Source organism: Kitasatospora aureofaciens, from assembly GCF_019192735.1.
Taxonomy (GTDB): domain Bacteria; phylum Actinomycetota; class Actinomycetes; order Streptomycetales; family Streptomycetaceae; genus Kitasatospora; species Kitasatospora aureofaciens_A.
Genome location: NZ_JAHTKP010000013.1, coordinates 130,224 through 150,374, shown reverse-complemented (window position 1 = coordinate 150,374; position 20,151 = coordinate 130,224). Strand labels below are relative to the sequence as shown.

At 72.5% G+C, this 20,151-nt stretch carries 16 protein-coding genes; 3 read left to right on the top strand and 13 right to left on the bottom strand.

What is annotated here, in order from left to right:
* Window positions 1–2 precede the first annotated feature (2 nt).
* The 7 genes from KV557_RS16450 to rsmI all read right to left on the bottom strand — a co-directional run bounded on the left by KV557_RS16450 (window position 3) and on the right by rsmI (window position 6,711).
* Complete coding sequence (locus KV557_RS16450; RefSeq protein WP_218200847.1) at window positions 3–920, bottom strand: 4-(cytidine 5'-diphospho)-2-C-methyl-D-erythritol kinase; 918 nt, start codon at window positions 918–920, stop codon at window positions 3–5.
* Window positions 917–1,798, bottom strand: a complete 882-nt coding sequence (gene rsmA, locus KV557_RS16445; protein WP_218200845.1) for a 16S rRNA (adenine(1518)-N(6)/adenine(1519)-N(6))-dimethyltransferase RsmA — start codon at window positions 1,796–1,798, stop codon at window positions 917–919. Before rsmA ends, KV557_RS16450 begins: the two co-directional genes overlap by 4 nt.
* A 28-nt stretch (window positions 1,799–1,826) precedes the next feature.
* The gene (locus tag KV557_RS16440) at window positions 1,827–2,393 is read right to left on the bottom strand and encodes a Uma2 family endonuclease (RefSeq protein WP_218200843.1); all 567 of its coding nucleotides are present in this window, start codon (window positions 2,391–2,393) and stop codon (window positions 1,827–1,829) included.
* 52 nt (window positions 2,394–2,445) lie between these two features.
* Entirely contained in the window at window positions 2,446–3,321 is an 876-nt protein-coding gene (locus KV557_RS16435; RefSeq protein WP_218200840.1) for a TatD family hydrolase, read from the bottom strand.
* Window positions 3,321–4,940: a methionine--tRNA ligase gene (gene metG, locus KV557_RS16430; RefSeq protein ID WP_218200838.1), complete on the bottom strand. Its 1,620-nt coding sequence runs from the start codon at window positions 4,938–4,940 to the stop codon at window positions 3,321–3,323. Before metG ends, KV557_RS16435 begins: the two co-directional genes overlap by 1 nt.
* Before the next feature lie 163 nt (window positions 4,941–5,103).
* Window positions 5,104–5,529, bottom strand: coding sequence for a hypothetical protein (locus tag KV557_RS16425; RefSeq protein WP_218200835.1), 426 nt, complete (start codon window positions 5,527–5,529; stop codon window positions 5,104–5,106).
* A 312-nt stretch (window positions 5,530–5,841) separates the two neighbouring features.
* The gene (rsmI, locus tag KV557_RS16420) at window positions 5,842–6,711 is read right to left on the bottom strand and encodes a 16S rRNA (cytidine(1402)-2'-O)-methyltransferase (RefSeq protein WP_218200834.1); all 870 of its coding nucleotides are present in this window, start codon (window positions 6,709–6,711) and stop codon (window positions 5,842–5,844) included.
* A 106-nt stretch (window positions 6,712–6,817) separates the two neighbouring features.
* Here rsmI and KV557_RS16415 point away from each other — a divergent pair, with 106 nt between their 5' ends.
* Entirely contained in the window at window positions 6,818–8,728 is a 1,911-nt protein-coding gene (locus KV557_RS16415; protein WP_218200832.1) for a dolichyl-phosphate-mannose--protein mannosyltransferase, read from the top strand.
* A 208-nt stretch (window positions 8,729–8,936) separates the two neighbouring features.
* On the top strand, window positions 8,937–10,715 hold the full coding sequence (locus tag KV557_RS16410) for a penicillin-binding transpeptidase domain-containing protein (RefSeq protein ID WP_218200831.1): 1,779 nt from the start codon (window positions 8,937–8,939) through the stop codon (window positions 10,713–10,715).
* A 20-nt stretch (window positions 10,716–10,735) separates the two neighbouring features.
* On the opposite strand, the gene KV557_RS16405 is transcribed toward KV557_RS16410, so the two are convergent.
* The 6 genes from KV557_RS16405 to KV557_RS16380 all read right to left on the bottom strand — a co-directional run bounded on the left by KV557_RS16405 (window position 10,736) and on the right by KV557_RS16380 (window position 18,610).
* Window positions 10,736–12,154 (bottom strand): glycosyltransferase 87 family protein, encoded by a 1,419-nt coding sequence (locus KV557_RS16405; RefSeq protein WP_218200830.1) that lies wholly within the window; start codon window positions 12,152–12,154, stop codon window positions 10,736–10,738.
* Window positions 12,155–12,282: 128 nt separating this feature from the next.
* Window positions 12,283–13,842 (bottom strand): amino acid permease, encoded by a 1,560-nt coding sequence (locus KV557_RS16400; RefSeq protein ID WP_218200827.1) that lies wholly within the window; start codon window positions 13,840–13,842, stop codon window positions 12,283–12,285.
* 190 nt (window positions 13,843–14,032) lie between these two features.
* Window positions 14,033–15,541, bottom strand: coding sequence for a penicillin-binding transpeptidase domain-containing protein (locus KV557_RS16395; RefSeq protein WP_218200825.1), 1,509 nt, complete (start codon window positions 15,539–15,541; stop codon window positions 14,033–14,035).
* Window positions 15,541–16,872, bottom strand: a complete 1,332-nt coding sequence (locus tag KV557_RS16390) for an FtsW/RodA/SpoVE family cell cycle protein (RefSeq protein ID WP_308129929.1) — start codon at window positions 16,870–16,872, stop codon at window positions 15,541–15,543. The genes KV557_RS16395 and KV557_RS16390 overlap by 1 nt, the downstream gene beginning before the upstream one ends.
* Before the next feature lie 218 nt (window positions 16,873–17,090).
* Window positions 17,091–17,771, bottom strand: a complete 681-nt coding sequence (locus KV557_RS16385) for an ABC transporter (RefSeq protein ID WP_218200821.1) — start codon at window positions 17,769–17,771, stop codon at window positions 17,091–17,093.
* Window positions 17,768–18,610, bottom strand: coding sequence for an ATP-binding cassette domain-containing protein (locus tag KV557_RS16380; RefSeq protein ID WP_218200818.1), 843 nt, complete (start codon window positions 18,608–18,610; stop codon window positions 17,768–17,770). Before KV557_RS16380 ends, KV557_RS16385 begins: the two co-directional genes overlap by 4 nt.
* A gap of 221 nt (window positions 18,611–18,831) precedes the next feature.
* Here KV557_RS16380 and KV557_RS16375 point away from each other — a divergent pair, with 221 nt between their 5' ends.
* Complete coding sequence (locus KV557_RS16375; RefSeq protein WP_308129928.1) at window positions 18,832–20,151, top strand: VWA domain-containing protein; 1,320 nt, start codon at window positions 18,832–18,834, stop codon at window positions 20,149–20,151.

The following is a 20,151-nucleotide window of genomic DNA, read 5'->3' as shown; positions in this document are numbered from 1 at the left end:
CCCTACGCCACCGCCGCCCCCGGCACGGGCCCGTACGTCGCGTGCGCGGTCCGGCAGGTGCCGGAGGCGCGCAGGGCCGCGGCGACGGCGGCGGCGCCGTCGGCGTCCTTGGCGAGGAAGGCGCAGGTCGGCCCGGAGCCCGAGACGAGGGCGCCGAGCGCGCCCGCCTCGGTGCCGGCCCGCAGGGTGGCGGCGAGCGCGGGACGCAGCGAGAGGGCGGCGGTCTGGAGGTCGTTGGTGAGCGCGGCGGCGAGGGCGACGGCGTCGCCGTCGGCGAGGGCGGCGAGCAGCGCGGGGTCGGCGTCGGGGGTGGGGACGTCGGAGTCGGCGGAGCCGGTGCCGGCCTCGTCGCGGAGGCGGTCGCACTCGCGGAAGACGGCGGGGGTGGAGAGGCCACCGTCGGCGACGGCGAAGACCCAGTGGAAGGTGCCCTCGGCCGCGAGCGGTTCCAGGATCTCCCCCCGGCCGCGGCCCAGCGCGACGCCGCCGAGCAGGGCGAACGGCACGTCGGAGCCGAGTTCGGCGGCCAGCTCCAGCAGCGTCTCGAAGGGGGTGTCCAGCTTCCACAGCGCGTCACAGGCGACCAGAGCGGCGGCACCGTCAGCGCTCCCACCCGCCATGCCGCCGGCGACCGGGATGGCCTTGGCGATGTGCAGGTGCACGCCGGGGTCGGCGATGCCGTGGTGGGCGGCGAGCAGCCGGGCGGCCCGGGCGGCGAGGTTGCTGTCGTCGAGCGGGACGACGCCGGCGTCGGGCCCGGAGCAGGACAGGGTGATGCCCTCCGACGAATCCGACGCCGTGACCTCGTCGCCGAGGGCGACGGCGAAGAACACGTTGGCCAGGTCGTGGAAGCCGTCGGCGCGCAGCCCGCCGACCCCCAACTGGACGTTGACCTTGGCCGGGACCCGTACGGTGATCACTCGTTCCCAGCCTTCGGCTTGTGCTCGGCGATCGCGGCGAACTGTTCCACCGTCAGCATCTCGCCGCGCAGCTTGTGGTCGATCCCGGCCGCCGCGAGCGCCTGCTCGGCCCCGGCGGCGGAACCGGCCCAGCCGGCCAGGGCGGCCCGCAGGGTCTTGCGCCGCTGGGCGAACGCGGCGTCGACCACCGCGAACACCTCCGCGCGGCTGGCGCTGGTCTTCGGCGGCTCGCGGCGGATCAGCGAGACCAGCCCGGAGTCGACGTTGGGCGCGGGCCAGAACACGTTCCGCCCGATGGCACCGGCCCGCTTCACGTCGGCGTACCAGTTGGCCTTGACCGACGGGACGCCGTACACCTTGTTCCCGGGCTTGGCGGCGAGCCGGTCGGCGACCTCGCTCTGCACCATGACCAGGGTGCGCTCGATGCTGGGGAAGGTGGCCAGCATGTGCAGCAGGACGGGCACGGCCACGTTGTACGGGAGGTTGGCGACGAGCGCGGTGGGCGCCGGCCCGGGCAGCTCGGTGACCTCCATGGCGTCGCTGAACACCAGGTCGAAGGCGTCGGCCTTCCCGGGCATCCGCGCGGCGACGGTGTCCGGCAGGTGCTGGGCGAGCACCGGGTCGATCTCGACCGCCGTGACGTGCTTCGCGACCTCCAGCAGCGCCAGAGTCAGCGACCCGAGCCCGGGCCCGACCTCGACCACCGCGTCCTCGGCCGTCACCCCGCCCGCCCGGACGATCCGCCGCACGGTGTTGCCGTCGATGACGAAGTTCTGCCCGCGCTGCTTGGTCGGCTTCACGCCGAACGCGGCCGCCAGCTCCCGGATGTCGGCGGCGCCCAGCAGGTGGCTGTCAGGGGTGGGGTCGGTGGTGCTCACGCGCCAAGGATACGGGCGCGGGAGGCCCTCAGAGTTCGACGACCTCGGCGAGGTCGATCTCCACGGGGTACGGCACCGAGGTGCGGAGCACGCCTTCGTGCTGGGCGACGGGCAGGTAGACGCCCTTCTCCTCGTCCCGGTGGAACTCGTGGACGATCGGCAGGTTGTCGAGGCCGCGCTCGACCCGCCAGTAGTAGGGGATCCCCTTCTCGGCGTACTGGCCCGGCTTGCGGAACAGATCGGTGGCCCGGGACGCGGGCGAGACAACCTCAACCACCAGAGCGATCGATTTGATCGGAAGAAACTCCGACTCTGCACGGTCGCGAGCGGTCCGGTTGTAGACCACCGCATCCGGCCTCACCAAGTTGCCCGCGTCAAGGAACACCGTGGTCGGGCCGATCACCGAGAACGGCCCGATCCGAGCAGTGTGCAGCGCAACGGCCAGCTCGTCGCGGACCTGATCGTGCCAGAAGTCCGTCCAGGGCCGCGGGGTGATCACTCCGTCCACGAGGTCCCAGTCGAACGGGAAGTCCACGTCCTTGATCTGCTCGTAGGTCCAGCCGCGGGACGGCGGGCTCATACACTCGCGCCACATACCAGCGAGCCTAGTTGGCGGGTGCGAGTGGCAAATCGATTCTTCGACCGGCTCAGTATCCGAACGCCCGCGCCGTGTTCTCGGCGATGGCCGTCGCCAGCTCGTCCTCGTGCAGCCCCAGCGTCGCCGCCATCGAGCGGACCGTGACCGGGATGAGGTACGGCGCGTTGGGCCGCCCTCGGTAGGGGTGGGGGGTGAGGAAGGGGGCGTCGGTCTCGACGAGGACCCGGTCGAGCGGGGTGGCGGCGAGCGCGTCGCGCAGGGGCTGGTTGGCCTTGAAGGTGACCGGGCCGGCGAAGGAGAGGTACCAGCCGTGCTCGGCGCAGACCTTGGCCATCTCGGCATCGCCGGAGTAGCAGTGGAAGACGGTCCGCTCGGGGGCGCCCTCCTCCAGCAGGACGGCGATGACGTCCTCGTGGGCGTCGCGGTCGTGGATGACCAGGGCCTTGCCGTGCCGCTTGGCGATCTCGATGTGCCGGCGGAACGACTCCTTCTGGATCTCCACACCCTCGGGCCCGGTGCGGAAGTAGTCGAGCCCGGTCTCGCCCACCGCCCGGACCTGCGGCAGCGCGGCGAGCGCGTCGATCTCCGCCAGCGCGGAGTCGAGCGCGGCCTGCCCGCCCGCCGGCCGCTGCTGCCCGGACCAGCCGTCGGGGTCGCCGAGGAAGATCCGCGGCGCCTCGTTGGGGTGCAGGGCGACGGCCGCGTGCACCTGCTCGTACTGGGCCGCCAGTTCGGCGGCCCAGCGCGAGCCGGGTACGTCGCAGCCGACCTGGACGACCGTGCTGACCCCGACGGAGGCGGCCCGGGCCAGGCCCTCGGCGGGGGTGCCGGACTGCATGTCGAGGTGGGTGTGCGAGTCGGCCACCGCCACGGCCAGGGGTTCGGGCAGCGGCGGCGGGGTCGACCGGTCGTCCTTGGGAGCCATCAGGAGGCGGGCTTCTCTTCGAGGCGCGGGAACAGGATGTCGCCCTTGACGACGGTGGCACCAGCGGGCAGCCGGCCCCAGTCGGCCACGGTGGCGATGGTCTGCGCGGACAGCGCCCCCAGCCCCTCGGCAGCCCCCAGCGAGTCCCACAGCTTCTCGGCGGTGGACGGCATCACCGGGTTGAGCAGCACTGCGGTGGCGCGCAGCGACTCGGCGGCGGTGTACAGGATGGTGGCGAGGCGCGCCCGCCCCTCCTCCGAGTCGTCCTTGGCGACCTTCCAGGGCTCCTGCTCGGTGAGGTAGCCGTTGACCTGCTTGACGAACTCGAAGATCGCCGCGAGGCCGCCCGCGAAGTCGAGCTCCTCGCCGATCTTGCGGTCGGCGGTGGCGACGGCGGCCGTGAGGCCGTCGGCGACCGCCTGCTCGGCCTCGCCCGGCGCCGGGCAGGCCGGCAGCACCCCGTCGAAGTACTTGCCGACCATCGCGGCGACCCGGGAGGCCAGGTTGCCGAAGTCGTTGGCGAGCTCGGAGGTGTACCGGGCGGTGAAGTCCTCCCAAGAGAACGAGCCGTCCGTGCCGAACGGGATCGCCCGCAGGAAGTAGTAGCGGTACGCGTCCACGCCGAAGTGCGACGTCAGATCCGTCGGCGCGATGCCGGTCAGGTTGGACTTGGACATCTTCTCGCCGCCGACCATCAGCCAGCCGTTGGCGACGACCCGCTTGGGCAGCGGCAGCCCGGCGGCCATCAGCATGGCGGGCCAGATGACGGCGTGGAACCGGAGGATGTCCTTGCCGACCAGGTGGACCGAGGCCGGCCACAGCTCGGCGAAGCGCTCCGGGTCGCTGCCGTAGCCGGCGGCGGTGATGTAGTTCTGCAGCGCGTCGACCCACACGTAGAGGACGTGCTTCTCGTCCCAGGGCAGCGGCACGCCCCAGTTGAAGGTGGAGCGGGAGATCGAGAGGTCCTGCAGGCCCTGCTCGACGAAGCGCAGCACCTCGTTGCGGGCGGACTCGGGGGCGATGAAGCCGGGGTTCTCGGCGTAGAACTCCAGCAGCTTGGGGCCGTAGGCGGAAAGGCGGAAGAAGTAGTTCTCCTCCTCCAGCCACTCGACGGGCTTCTTGTGGATCGGGCAGAGCTTCTCGCCCTCGGTGGCGCCGTCGAGCAGTTCGGCCGGGAGCTTGTACTCCTCGCAGCCGACGCAGTACGGGCCGGAGTAGCCACCCTTGTAGATCTCGCCCTTTTCGTACAGGTCCTGGACGAATTCCTGGACGCGGTCGGTGTGCCGCTGCTGGGTGGTGCGGATGAAGTCGTCGTTGGCGATCTCCAGGTGCTCCCAGAGCGGCTTCCAGGCCTCCTCGACCAGCTTGTCGCACCACTCCTGCGGACTGACGCCGTTGGCCTCGGCGGTCCGCATGATCTTCTGGCCGTGCTCGTCGGTGCCGGTCAGGTACCACACCTTCTCGCCGCGCTGGCGGTGCCAGCGGGTGAGGACGTCGCCCGCCACGGTGGTGTACGCGTGGCCCAGGTGCGGGCGATCGTTGACGTAGTAGATCGGGGTGGAAACGTAGTACGCCGGGGCGCTCGCCCCGGTGGTGCTGTGGTCTGCAGTGGCCGCCATGGTCGGCAAGCTTAGTCGCGCGCGCGGGTGGCCCTCGACCGTGTTCCACCCGCCGGACGGCCCCCACGGACAAGGCCACCACGGACAGACGGCCACCATGGAGAAGGGGCCGCCCTCGACCGCAGTCACCTGCGGGAGGGCGGCCCCGTGTGCGCTCCCGGTGTCAGCCCAGCAGCCGCGACCAGAACCGGGCCCAGCGTCCGCGCGGCTTGTCGGGCCGGGGCACCGCGGGCGCCCCGGCCGGCTCGGCGTGCGCCGGGTAGCCGGGGGCGTGCTGCCAGGGCTGGTCGGCGACGGCCACCCGGCCCTCGCGCATGATCCGGACGGTGTGTCCGCCACACCCCGGGCAGGTCGGCTTGAGCAGCGGGGACGGTACCCGGACACCGTTGGCGTGGTACTCGAACACGACGTGGCCGTCCCTGGCGATGTGGTGCTCGATGTCGTACGCCTGCTCCCACCCGTACGCGCACTTCAGGCACGCGAAGGAGTAGGCCTCCCGTACGGTCTCGACGGGAGTGTGCGGCCGGCCGGCCAGGCCGGGGTCGCTCAGCGCGTTGCCACCGAGGGGGCTACCAACGATCTCGCTCATGCGCCCACCTCGCTCCGCTCGGCGGTCGCTTCGCGAAACGCGCACCAGCCATCGGGTCGCTCGCTACGCTCGCTCATAGCCGTCTCCCAGCGCCCGCCGGGCGCTCGCCCGGCTGGGTCTTTCCGTTCCAGGAAATGCCCGGACCGCCCCGGCCGATGCCCTGCTTGTGAAGACTTGGATGCGGGTTGGGGATCCCTATACGAAGGGTGGGATCCATTGCGAAAACCGCGCCCAAAGCTTCAGCTCAGTGGGCGTTTACCGGGGCCTTCACTCCAAGGTACGCGTCACCGTCCGCCCCGCAACCCCCGGAATTCACCCCCTTTTCAAACCCTCGTTCAAGCCGTCCTTCTTGGCCGCGACGACCGCGTCGAACACCTCCCGCTTGGGCAGCGAGAGCTCCGCCGCGACGGCCGCGATGGCCTCCTTGCGGCGCTCCCCGGCCTCCTCCCGGACGGCCACCAGCCGGGCCAGTTCGGCCGGGGTGAGTTCCTGCGGCGCGGCCGGCGGGGCGCCGGCGACGACCACGGTGATCTCGCCCTTGACGCCCTCGGCCGCCCAGGCCGCCAGCTCGCCGATCGGGCCGCGCTTGACCTCCTCGTAGGTCTTGGTGAGCTCCCGGCAGACGGCGGCCGGCCGGTCGGCGCCGAAGGCCTCGGCCATCGCGGCCAGCGCGTCGGCGATCCGGTGCGGCGCCTCGAAGAAGACCATGGTGCGCGGCTCGGCGGCGACGGAGGCGAGTTGCCGGGCCCGGTCACCGGTCTTGCGCGGCAGGAAGCCCTCGAAGGTGAAGCGGTCCACCGGCAGCCCGGACAGGGCGAGCGCGGTGAGCACGGCGGACGGCCCGGGCACCGCGGTGACCTTGATGTCGGCCGCGACGGCCGCGGCGACGAGCCGGTAGCCGGGGTCGGAGACGGAGGGCATCCCGGCGTCGGTGACCAGCAGCACCCGGGCGCCGCCGAGCAGCGCCTCGACCAGTTCGGGGGTGCGGCCGACCTCGTTGCCCTCGAAGTAGGAGACCACCCGCCCGGCGGGTGTCACCCCGAGCGCCTGGGTGAGCCGGCGCAGCCGCCGGGTGTCCTCGGCCGCGATCACGTCCGCGGTGGCGAGTTCGGTGAGCAGCCGGGGCGGGGCGTCCGAGACGTCGCCGATGGGGGTGCCTGCGAGAACGAGTACTCCTGTCACGGGCCCCATCCTTCCAGCTAAGAGCCGCCGGGGGCTTTTGGTGACGATTCGGGCAGCTTCCGAGGGACCGGTACGACCATAGGAAAGCGCCCCTACGATGTGGCGGATGAACGGCGACACGGCGGCGCAGACGCCCACTGGTACGGACCGCACCGCGCAGGACACCGCGCAGGGCGGCGTCGGCGTGACGGTCCTGCCCTCCGACGCCGTCCCCTCCGACGAAGTCCCCTCCGACGCCGTCCCCTCCGACGAAGTCCCCTCCGACGCCGTCCCCTCCGACGAAGTCCCCTCCCCCGCCGTCCCGGCCCCGCGCCCGCCCGTAGCGGACCGGCCAGGCACCTGGCGGCAGCGGCTGACCGGATTCGGCTACGCGCCCCGCCCGGCCGTCCCCCTGACCGAGCGCCTGGTGCCGCCGATGCCGGACGGCCCCGGAGTGACGCCGGAGTCGGTCCCGCCGTCCCCACTGCTGCTGCGCCTGGGCATATCCGTGCCGCCGGCCCTCTGGTCGTGGCTGTGCCGCTGGGCGGGCTGGCTGGGCCCGCTCGCGGTGGCCCTGTTCGCCGGGATCCTGCGGTTCACCAACCTCGGCCAGCCGCACGCGATCATCTTCGACGAGACGTACTACGCCAAGGACGCGTACGCGCTCTGGCACGGCGGCTACGAGATCAGCTGGCCGGACGGCGCCAACGAACAGATCATGAAGGACGACGGGACGATCCCGTACCGCCCGATGGCCGGCTACGTCGTCCACCCGCCGGTGGGCAAGTGGATCATCGGCTTCGGCGAGTGGCTGTTCGGCATGAACCCCTTCGGCTGGCGGTTCGCGGTGGCCCTGCTCGGCACCCTGTCGGTGCTGATGGTGGCCCGGATCGCCCGCCGCCTGTTCCGCTCCACCCTGCTGGGCTGCGTGGCCGGCCTGCTGCTCTCGGTGGACGGCCTGCACTTCGTGCTCAGCCGCTCGGCCCTGCTGGACCTGGTGGTGATGTTCTGGATCCTCGCCGCCTTCGGCTTCCTCCTCCTGGACCGCGACCACACCCGGGCCCGGCTGGCCGCGAGGCTCGACGGGATCGCGGACGCCGCCCTGGCGCAGCAGGTCCACCTCGGCTGGCGCCCGTGCCGGATCGCGGCCGGCGTCTGCGTCGGCCTGACCTGCGCGACCAAGTGGAGCGGCCTGTACGTCGCGGCGGCCTTCGGCCTCATGACGGTGCTCTGGGACGCGGGCGCCCGCCGCCTGGCCGGCGCCCCGCGCCCGTACCTGGCGGCGCTGACCCGGGACGCCCTGCCCGCCTTCGGCTCGATCGTCGTGGTCTCACTGGGCGTCTACATCGCCTCCTGGTGGGGCTGGTTCGCCAGCAGCAACGTGCCCGGTCAGGGCGGCTGGGGCCGCGACTGGGCGGCCGGCCGGAGCACCGACTACCCGTGGATCCCGGAGGGCCTGCGCGCCCTGTGGCACTACCACTCCACGATGTACGACTTCCACACCCACCTGAGCGACCCGCACACCTACCAGTCCAACCCGTGGAGCTGGCTGGTGCTGGGCCGGCCGGTGTCCTTCTACTACGAGTCCCCGAAGCAGGGCCAGAACGGCTGCACCGCCTTCGAGTGCGCCCGCGAGGTGCTCGGCATCGGCACCCCGCTGCTGTGGTGGGCGGGCTGCATCGCGCTGGTCTACTGCCTGTGGCGCTGGGCGGCCCGACGGGACTGGCGGGCCGGCGCGGTGCTGTGCGGCCTGGCGGCCGGCTACCTGCCCTGGTTCGCCTACCAGCAGCGGACGATCTTCCTCTTCTACGCGGTCGCCTTCGTCCCGTTCCTGGTGCTCGCGGTGACCATGCTGGTCGGCGCGCTGATCGGCCCGCCCGGCGCGTCCCGGGACCGCCGGATCATCGGCTCGGCGTCGGCCGGCCTGCTGATCCTCCTGATCGTCTGGAACTTCCTGTTCTTCTTCCCGCTGTACACCGGGCAGACGATCCCGATGGACGAGTGGCGCCAGCGGATGTGGTTCAACAGCTGGATCTAGCCACCCGCGGGGGCGCGGACCGTCCGTATGCGGTGTGCGACACGTACCAGAGCCGTCCATATACGGTGCGCGACACGTACCAGAACCGTCACAACTGCCGGGCGTTTCGTCGGCGTACCGACTGCGCCTGCCTAGGGTGGATCCTTGTACCGCGTTGCCGGCCCCGGTCGGCTGCGTCCAGTCGCCAGACCCTTGGGGGAGCAGCACCATGCGCAGAGGCGCGAAGATCGGCATCATCACCGGCGTGTCCGTCGTCGTGCTCGCGGGCGGCGGCTACGGGGCGTACAGCCTGGTCGGCGGCTCCGGCGACTCGTCGTCCTCGGCCAAGAAGCCCCGGACGGTGGTCGCCGAACCGCCCTCCGCCGACCAGGCGGCGAACGGCGCGAAGGACTTCCTGGCGGCCTGGGCGGCCGGCGACGTGGCGAAGGCCGCCTCGCTGACCGACGACCCGGCGGCGGCCACCACCGCGCTGACCGCCTTCCGGGACCAGGTGAAGCCGAGCGCGCTGACGCTGGCCCCGGCCGGCCCGGCCACCCCGCAGGCCTTCGCCTCGGCCACCGGCACCCCCACCCCGGCCGCCAAGCCGTCCGCCGGGGCCTCCGCCTCGGCGACGCCCTCGGCCACCGGCACCCCCGGCGCGACCGACTCGCCGTCCGCCTCCGCCACGCCCGCGCCCGCCGGCGTGCTGATGGGCTTCAAGGCGCGCGCCGAGTTCGCGGGCACCAGCCGGGTCTGGGACTACAACGGCTTCCTGAGCGTCGTGAAGATGAGCGACGACACCCCGGCCGTGCACTGGGCGCCGACGGTGATCCACCCGCACCTGTCCGGGAACGAGACGATCGCCACCCAGCAGGTCTTCGCCCCGCCGTCCACCGTGGTGGACCGCAACGGCAAGCCGCTGTCCGGCGCCTCGCTCACCCCGGCGCTGATCTCCACCCTGCAGGACAACGCCCACAAGCTGCTGCCGCCGGACCCGAACAAGGACCAGGACGCGGGCAGCGCGGTGGTGATCAGCGACCCGGCCGGCAAGACCGCCGCCGACAAGCTGTTCACCATCGTCGAGCCCAAGCCGGGCAAGCCGTTCAAGGTGACCATCGACAACGCGATCCAGGCCGCCGCCGAGAAGGCGATGACCGACCTGGGCGGCAAGTCCGGTTCCATCGTCGCGATCGAGCCGAGCACCGGCCAGGTGCTGGCCTTCGCCAACGCCCCGGCCAACGGCCAGAACCGGGCCTTCGCCGGCCTGCTCGCGCCCGGCTCGACCATGAAGATCGTCACCTCGACGGCCCTGCTGGAGGCCGGCGTCAACCCGGACACCGTGGTGGCCTGCCCGGAGAAGAGCAGCAACCCGGTGGCGATCCCGAACGACTTCCCGGGCGCCTTCCCGAACAACACGCTCCAGCAGGACTTCATGGTGTCCTGCAACACGGCCTTCATCAATCAGGGCCTGACCAGCCTGAAGCCCGAGACGCTGTCCGCCACCGCCAAGGACGTCTACGGCATCGGCCTGGAGTGGAAGACCGGCCTGCCGAACGCCGACGGCAAGGTGCCGCCGACCCCGGGCAGCAAGGACGAGCAGGCCATGAACTACATCGGCCAGGGCAAGGTCCAGATGAACCCGCTGGCCATCGCCTCGATCACCGCGACCGTCCAGAGCGGCGCGTTCAAGCAGCCCATCCTGGTCGCCGGCCTGCCGCAGCAGACGGCGGCCCGCCAGATCTCGCCGGACGTCGCCGGCAAGCTGCGCGCGATGATGAACGCCACCGCCACCGGCGGCACGGCCAAGGACGTGATGGCCGGGATCACCGACAACGCGGGCGCCAAGACCGGCTCCGCCGAGGTCGCCGGCGCGTCCACCACCAACAGCTGGTTCACCGCCTTCCGGGGCAACATCGCGGTCGCGGCCGAGGTGCAGGGCGGCGGCCACGGCGTCGACGCGGCCGGGCCGGCCGTCGCCTCCCTCCTCAAGGCGTTCGGCAACCGGTAAGCCCCCCCCCCGGAGCCCGCTCAGCCTCGCGGCAGGGCGGGTTCCGGCCTGTCCGGCCTGCTTCCCGGCCCTCGGCGATCCGGGACCGCCGGCCGACGGGTCCAGCGCCGGACCGCCAGCCGGGGCCAGATCACCAGGACCACCGGCAGCGCCAGGTACCCGAACCGCCCGGCCGGGGCCAGCATGAAGGCGATCGCCAGCCCGGCGGCCAGCAGGTCGGCGGCGCCGATCGCGGACACCGGCGGCCGGGCCACCAGCCAGATCGCCACCGCGACCCCGCCCAGGGTCATCAGCGTCAGCGAGACGGTGTGCCCGGTCGGCCCGAAGCCGGCCAGGACCTTGCCTGGCAGCGGGCTGCCCGCCGGGGTGCGGATCGCGGTCAGCCCGAGCGGGAAGCGCACCACCTGCTCGCGCAGCGCGTCCGCCCTGGTCAGCGCGGACGGCAGGATCACGGCCAGGCTCGCGCCGACCGCGATCAGCCCGGTCCGGGCGGCCGGGCGCCGCCCGTACAGCCGCCACAGCAGCAGGACGGCGACCGGCAGCGCGGGCCAGGCCGTCCACTTGAGGGTGCAGGCGAGGGCGAGGACCAGGCCCGCGCCGACGGTGCGGTCACGCTCGGCGAGCGCCATGGCGAGGCAGCAGACGCCGATCAGCGGCAGGTCGACCCCGCCGACCGCGAGAGCGAGGGCTATCAGCGGCGAGGCGGTGAGCACGGCGAGCGGCAGCAGCGGGGCGCGGTCTCGGGACGGCCTCAGCAGCCGCCAGCTGGCCAGCAGGCAGACGAGGAAGGTGAGCGCGAACCAGATCCGGGCGTCCCCGGCGACACGGGTCAGGGCGTCGCCGCTGCCGAGCAGCTGGCGCGGCATCCCGAACAGGGTCATCGCCGGCAGGTACGGGTTGTAGTCGGTGACCACCACGGGGTGCTGCAGGTAGGGGCTGCCGGTGGTGAGCAGCAGGTGCGCCGAGCGTTCGACCACCATCACCTCGGACTGGTGGCGGCCCTGGAAGGCGAGGAGCGCGAGCGGCACGAGGACGGCCCCGGTCAGGGCGACCGCGGCGGCGGAGCGGGCCGCGTAGCGGCGCGGGAGGGCCAGGCAGAGCAGCCCGGCGAGGGCGTACGCGGGGGCCGCGATGGTGCCCCAGAGGCGCTGGTTGGGCAGGTCGGAAACGAGCGGGAAGGCCGCCGCCCAGCCGGCCGCGATGGCGCAGCCGAGCAGTTGGACGCTGCGCAGGGAGGCGAGTCGGGAGGGATTCAGCCGATCGGGCGTGGGCGGGAACGTGCTCTCGCCACGCTGACGGGGGACGGCCCGGGAGACCAGGCCGCGCAGCTGGCGGCCGGGTCTGGAGGGCGGGACGGAGGTCGGGGCGGCCGGCGTTCTGGTCCGGCCGGTGAACCGGCCGCGCGGACGGGCGAAGCCGGGCGTGCGGGTGCTCACCATGGTGGAAGGTTAGGGGTGGGGGCCGGGCGCTGTCGCCACCGGGACCGGCGGAGAGTCCCAGGTGACACGGGAAGGGCCGCCCGGTGTCGTACCGATCGGCGGCCCTTCGCGTGCGGACGTTTCCGGTCTCAGCCGGTCGTGCTGTCGGCCGGGACGGCCGGCTGCTCCGCCTGCCGCTCCAGCTTGGAGTGCTTGATGCTGTAGCCGAAGTAGACGACCACGGCGACGGCGAGGGCGATCGCCCCGGCCCGGAAGGTGTCGGCGTGCAGGCCGGTGATCAGGTAGCCGCAGAAGCCGACGCTGAGCAGCGGGACGACCGGGTAGCCGGGCACCCGGAAGCCGCGCGGCAGGTCGGGCTGGGTGCGGCGCAGGATGATCACGCCGATCGAGACGACCGAGAAGGCGATGAGCGTCCCGAGGCTGGTGATGTCGGCCAGGGTTTTCAGCGGGATGAACGCGGCCAGCACGCCCACACCGACGCCGACCACGATGGTGTTCCAGACCGGGGTGCCGGTGCGCGGCGAGAGCTGGGCGAAGCGCTTGGGCAGCATGCCGTCGCGGCCCATCGAGTAGAGGATGCGGGTCTGGCCGTAGATCACCACGAGGGTGATGCTGAAGATCGAGATGATCGCGCCGACCGCGAAGACCATCGCGGGCCAGCTCTGGCCGGTGATGTCCTGGAGGATCTGGGCGAGGCCGGCCTCCTGGCCGCCGAACTTCTGCCAGGGCTGGGCGCCGATGCCGGCCAGGGCGACCAGGATGTAGAGCAGGGTCACCACGACCAGCGAGATGATGATCGCCAACGGCAGGGTCCGGCGGGGGTTCTTGACCTCCTCACCGGCGGTGGACACGGCGTCCAGGCCGATGAACGAGAAGAAGATGCTGGACGCCGCGACCTGCACGCCGCCGATGCCGAGCGGCATGAACGGGGTCAGGTTGCCGGAGTGGAAGCCGGTCAGCGCGACGCCGACGAACAGCACCAGGATGAGGATCTTGATCCCGACCATGGCCGCGTTGACCTTCACCGACTCGCTGACACCGCGGACCAGCAGGAAGCAGACCATGGCGACCAGCAGCAGCGCCGGCAGGTTGAACCAGTGGGTGCCGTCCGGCGCGCCCGACAGTTGCTCGGGGATCTCGACCCCGAAGGCCAGGTCGAGGAACTTGTTGAGGTACTCGGCCCAGCTCACCGCGATCGCGGAGGCCGAGACCCCGTACTCCATCAGCAGGCAGATGCCGACGCCGAAGGCGACGCCCTCGCCGAGGGTCGCGTAGGCGTAGGAGTACGAGGAGCCGGAGACCGGGATCGCGGAGGCCATCTCGGCGTAGCAGAGCGCGGTGAGGCCGGCCGTGACCGCGGCGATCACGAAGGACAGGATGACGGCCGGGCCGGCCGACGGCACCGCCGTGTTGAGCACGAAGAAGATGCCGGTGCCGATGGTGGCGCCGATGCCGATCGAGGACAGCTGCCAGAGGCCGATGGAGCGGCGCAGGTGGATGCCTGAGCGCCCACCCTCCTCGGGCGCGCCGGCCGGGAGACTGTCCCGGCCCTCGCTCTCGGCGATCAGTGACGAGACGGGCTTGCGTCGCAGCAGACGCGCACCGATGTTGCTGGCCAAAACTGCGGTCCTTCTAGGCGGGGGAGGGTGTCCTAGCGGCCGGTCACCCGACGCCTGACGGGGTGTCATCGGGGACCAACCGAACAAAGATGGGACAGTACCGCGCGAATGCACCAGTGTCGCAAACGAACAGTCCCGATGCGCGCATTGTACGAATCGGCGAATAAGCCAGTACAAACCGGACACTTCGCAGACGGCGGATCTGCCGCCCGGCGGCTAAAGCAGCAGCTCAGCGGCGGCGAGCCGGATCACCGCCGGATCACCGCCCGAGCACCGCCTGCATCACCGAACGGGCGATCGGCGCCGCCAGCCCGCCACCGGTGACGTCCGTGGCGTCACTGTCCGCGATCACCACGGCCACCGCGACCGGCGGCACCGCGGTCGAGCCGGCCGGCTTCGCCCAGGAGATGAACCAGGCGTACGGCGTCCCGCTGTTGTCCACCCCGTGCTGCGCGGTGCCGGTCTTCCCGCCGACCACCGCGCCCCCGATCCGGGCGTTGCGGCCGGTGCCGTCCTCCACCACGTCGGTCATCAGCGTCTGCACCTGCCCGGCAACCTCCGGGGTCATCGCCCGCTTGTAGACGGCCGGCTTCATCAGCTGCACGACGGCGCCATCGCTCTTCGTCAGCTTGTCCACAAGCTGTGGACGCATCACCGTGCCGTTGTTGGCGACCCCGGCCGCGACCATCGCCATCACCAGCGGGGTGGCCGCCGTGTCGAACTGCCCGATCGACGAGAGCGCCACCTGCGACTGGTTCATCTTCGTGTCGAAGTTGGACCGCGCCGGCCGCACCGGCATGTCGAGACGGCCGTCGTTGAAGCCGAAGCTCGCGGCCATCCCCACCATCCGGTCCAGTCCGGTCTGCACCCCCAGGTAGCCGAGCACGCTGTTGCAGCTCAGGACCATCGCGGTGTCCAACGACAGCCCGGGCCTGTCGCAGGCCGAGGTGGCGTTGACCAGCGGCGTCGTCGTCCCCGGCATGACGTACGGGGACGGCGCGTCGGTCGGCGCGTCGATGTCGGTGACGATCCCGTCGGCCAGCGCGGCGGCGGCCGTGACGACCTTGAAGGTCGAGCCGGGCGGGTAGGTCTGCCGCAGCGCCCGGTTGAGCATCGGCTGGTCGGTGTCGGTCTGGAGCCGGTTCCAGGCCGTCTGGTCCGCCGAGGAGTAGCCGGCGAAGCTCCCCGGGTCGTACGACGGGGTACTGGCCAGCGCCAGGATCCGCCCGGTGGCCGGCTCGATCGCGGCGACCGCGCCCTTCTGGCTCCCGAGCCCGCGCATCGCCGCCTCCTGGGCGGCCCGGTCGAGGGTGGTGTAGACGTCGCCGCCGGGGTTCTGCTTCCGCGCGAGGGCGTTCCAGACCGCCCAACTGGCCAGCCGGCCGTCGGTGCCGGTCAGCAGGTCGTCCTCGGTCCCCTCCAGCTGCGTGTTGCCGTACGCCTGCGAGGCGAAGCCCGTGACGGCCGCGTACATCGGACCGTCGGTGTAGGAGCGCTTGTAGTCGTACCGGCCGCCGGTGGGCACCGAACCGGTGACGGGATCCGCGCCGACCAGGATGTTCCCGCGCGGCTGCGAGTACCGCTCGATGGTGAGCCGCTGGTTGGCGCTGTTGTGGTCCAGCTCCTTGGCCTCGAACACCTGCACCCGGGTGGCCTGGACGCAGAGCGTCGCGATCAGCAGCAGGCAGAAGGTGCCGGCGCGCCGGCCGGTGACGGAGATGCCCGGCAGCCCCTGCGGTCCATTGCCCCGGGGACGGATGCGCGCCATCAGGCCTCCTCGGGGGCCGGTCGGCGGGCGATGTCGCTCATCCTCACCAGCAGCGCGACGATGATCCAGTTGGTCACCACCGAGGAGCCGCCCTGGGCGACGAACGGCAGGGTCATCCCGGTCAGCGGGATCAGCGCCAGCACCCCGCCCGCCACCACGAACACCTGCAGGCCGACGATCGCGGCCAGCCCGATCGCCAGCAATCGCCCGAACGGGTCGCGCAGCGCGATGCCCGTCCGGAACCCCCGCGAGATCAGCAGCGCGTACAGCAGGAACAGCGCGATCAGCCCGGTCAGGCCCAGCTCCTCACCGATCGTCGCGAGGATGAAGTCGGACTTGGCGGCGAACCCGATCAGCATCGAGTGCCCGTTGCCCAGCCCGGTGCCCAACTCCCCGCCCCACGCGAAGGCGAACAGCGACTGGGCGATCTGGTTGGCGCCCTTGCCGGCCGCGATCGAGCCGAGCGGATCCAGCCAGTCCGTCAGCCGGCTGTGCACGTGCGGCGAGAGCCAGCCGACCGTCACCGTGCCGAGCGCCGCCAGCGCCAGCCCGATCGCGATCCACCCGGTGCGCGCGGTGGCCACGTACAGCATCACCACGAACAGGCCGAAGTACAGCAGGGACATCCCGAGGTCCGTCTCCAGCACCAGGACGCCGACGAACGCCGCCCAGATCAGCAGCACCGGGCCGAACACCCGCCCGCGCGGCAGCTGCCAGCGCCAGACCCGCCGCCCGGTGAGCGCGAGCGCGTCCCGGTGCACCGCCAGGTAGGCGGCGAAGAAGACGGCCAGCAGGATCTTGGCGAACTCCCCCGGCTGGAAGGAGAGCGGCCCGATGACGATCCAGATCCGCGCGCCGTACACCGGCGGGAAGAAGATCGGCAGCACCAGCAGGACCAGCGCCGCCAGCGCCCCGACGTACGCGTACCGCCGGAGCCGCCGGTGGTCGCGCACCATCAGCACCACCGCGATGAACAGCGCCACCCCGAGGCCGGACCAGAGCAGCTGGGTGGGGGCCGCGCTCCGGCCCGCGGTGGCCCGGTCGAGCCGGTAGATCACCACCAGCCCGATCCCGTTGAGCAGCACCGCGATCGGCAGCAGCAGCGGGTCCGCGTACCGTGCCCGCCACCGGACGACGGCGTGCGCCGCCAGGGCGAGCACGCCGAGCGCGGCGCCGTACTCGGCGGCGTCGGCGGGCACCGTGCCGTCCACGTTGACGCCGACCTCGATGTAGCCGAACACAGCGAGCAGCACGGCGGCCAGGACCAGCACGAGTTCGGTGGTGCGCCTGGTCGGCACCGGCCGGCCGGGCCGGGCGGCGGTTCTGGTCACGGCGGAGGATGTCGCCACGGACGGACCGTCCTGGGGGTCGCGGGTGTCCCGGCGCCACTGCCCGGGGGTGCCGATCGGGGCGGACCGGCAGGCACCGGTGCGGCGGCTCCTGTGCCCCAGTTCGTCACTCTAACGAGCGCTATCCATATTTATTGGCTCTTCGCTGCGGTGTGTCCGCTATTGCCCTACTCGCCTCTTTCCCTCATCGTCAACTGCCGTCACTCCGGACGCCGCCCGGCGAGCGCCGCCGTGCCCGCGGCCACCGCCGCCAGCAGCCCGGCGGCCGACAGCAGTTCGAGCCACGGCAGGCCGACCCGGCCGGTCCGGGCGGCGTCGGCCAGGCCGCGCACCGCCGTGTTCGCCGGTGAGCCGGGTGCCACCAGCACCGCCGTCGCGAGCGCCAGAGCCACCGGGATGCCGTACTGCGCCCGCGTCAGCACCGGCCGGTTGCACAGCGCCCCGACCAGCACCCCGAGCAGCACGCAGACCACCGACGTCAGCAGCCCGGCCGACAGGGCCGCTCCGACCGGCGGCTGGTCCACCTTCGGATTGGCCACCGTCCCGCTCGCCCACCACAGGGCCGCCACCTCGGCCACCGCCAGCACCAGCCCGGTCGTCAATGCCGCCACCAGTGCGCCCAGCTGGACCCGGAACGGCCCCGCCACCGCGACCAGGCAGGCCCGCGAGGCCGGCGGCTCGGCGTTCAGCGCACTGCGGACGTACCAGGCGCTCACCGGCAGCAGCACCGCCGCGCCGTAGCCGAGATCCCCCAGCAGCGGGTCTCCCGCCGTCACCCCCACCACCAGCAGCAGCGCGTACGCCAGGAACGGCGGCAGCCAGGTGTGCCCGCGCAGCAACAGCTCAAGGTGATACCGGGTCAGCGCTCCGACCTGCCTCATCGCTCCCCCTCCCGGCGCCGGACGGCCAGCACCCGCACGGCCGGACGGCCGGTCAGCAGGCGGCGCAGCAGCGCGTCCGAGTGCGCCGACGACACCGTGAGCCGCACCGCCGTCCCCTCCAGCGCGGTGAGCCCGGGCGCGCCGGGCAGCCCGGCCGGCAGCGGGCCGCCGTCCGGGACGTCCACCTCGATCTCCATCAGCGGGCCGTCGTCCGCCGCGTCCGGCTCCTCCGCGCGCCGCAGCGCGCCGTCCGTCCCGACCTGGTACGCGGCGGTGGTCAACCCGGCCAACCGCGCCGGATCGTGATCGACGAACAGCACCGCGCCGCCGAGCGCCGCCCGCTCGGCCGCCACCTCGTCCAGCACCGCCCGGGCCGCCGGGTCGAGCCCGGTCCAGGCCTCGTCCAGCAGCAGCACCCGTGCCTCGGCGAGCAGCGCCTGCGCGACGGCGACCTTCTGGCAGGTGCCCTTGGACAGCTTGCTCAACGGGGTGCCCGCCCGGTCCGCGATGCCGAACCGGTCCAGCCACTCCCCGGCCCGCCGCCGCGCCTCGGCCGCGGACAGCCCGTGCACCCGGCCGACCCGCAGGAGATACGAGGACGCGTCGAACGGCAGTGCCGGCGGGAACCGCTCGGGCACGTACGCCGCCGTCCCCCGCCCGACCACCCGCCCGGCGCTCGGCCGCTCGATCCCGGCGACCAGCTTGAGCAGGGTCGACTTGCCGGTTCCGTTCGCCCCGGCGATCCGCACCAACTCCCCCGGCCGGACGGCCAGATCGACCCCGCGCAGAATCCACCGCCCGCCGCGCCCGTACCGCTTCCCGATGCCCGCCAGCTCCATCCGGCCCCTCCACCCCGTCCGCTCCACGTCCTGACGCCCGCCCGGCCTCCGCCCGGCTCGCACCGAAGGCTAACCACCGCGCATAAGCCCCGCGTGAGCCGCGCGTGCACCGCCCCCGCACAACTCCCCCACCCGCGTGCGGAAGTTCACGCCGGGGCGCGGACGGCCGCCGGCCGGACTCGTTTGGCCATGGCGAACTGATGATCCCTAGGATCGGCCGCGTGACTACCGGACGACGACCAACGACCAGGCTGGGCAGCCTGCTCGCCGCCGCGGCGATAACGGGCGCATCGCTGCTCCTCGGCCTGCCCGCCCACGCCGACGAACCCTCAGGCGGCTCCGCCGCACCCAAGGAGGCCCCCAAGGTCGACCTCATCCTGGACGTCAGCGGCTCCATGGGGGCCACCGACATCCAGGGCAAGAGCCGCATCTCGGTGGCCCAGCAGTCCATCGACGAGGTGATCGACGCCCTGCCCGCGGAGACCGACTTCGGCATCCGCACGCTCGGCGCGAACTACCCCGGCACCGACAAGACGGCCGGCTGCCAGGACACCAAGCAGCTCTTCCCCGTCGGGAAGACCAACAAGGTCGAGGCCAAGACCGCGGTCGCCACCCTGCGCCCCACCGGCTGGACCCCGATCGGCCTGGCGCTGCGCGGCGCCGCCCAGGACCTCGGCAAGGGCGACGGCACCCGTCGGATCGTGCTGATCACCGACGGCGAGGACGACTGCTCCCCGCCGGACCCGTGCGACGTGGCCCGCGAACTGGCCGCCCAGGGCATCCACCTGGTCGTCGACACCCTCGGCCTGGCCCACGACGACAAGACCCGCCAGCAGCTGCTCTGCATCGCCAACGCCACCGGCGGCACCTACACCGACGTCCGCAGCCAGGACCAGCTCACCAACAAGGTGAAGCAGCTGATCGACCGCAGCGACGACACCTACACCGTGAACCCGGTCAAGACCGCCGGCACCGACAAGTGCGAGAGCGCCCCGGTCCTCGCCCCCGGCGTCTACAGCGACCGCGAGAAGTTCTCCGAGCACCGCGTCTACAAGGTCCCGGTCAAGTCCGGCCAGGAGCTGCGCGCCTCGGTCAGCGTGGCGCTGGACCGGGCGGTCGCCCGGGACTACGGCGTCCTGCTCCAGGCCACCAGCGCGACCGGCCAGGAGCTGGTCCGCGGCGCCGACGCGGACAACGGCCGCAGCGACGTGATCTCCACTGGCCTGCGCTGGTCCACCAACGACTCCAAGGGCTACGTCACCACGACGCCCACCGCCTCGGCGAGCGCCAAGCCGGAGACCACGGTCTGCCTGGTCGTCAGCAACTCGCTGGCCCCGCAGCCCGGCGTCCAGGCCGACCCCGGCCTGCCGCTGGAGCTGACCGTGGACCTGGCCTCCGCCTCGCCCGCCCCCGAGGGCGCGGCGATGGGACTCGGCCGCGGCTGGATCCTGCTGCTCACCCTGACCGGCGCCGGCCTGCTGACCGGCCTGGTGTTCGGCTGGATCGCCCGTTGGCGGATCGCTGTCTGGCGGGAGAACTGA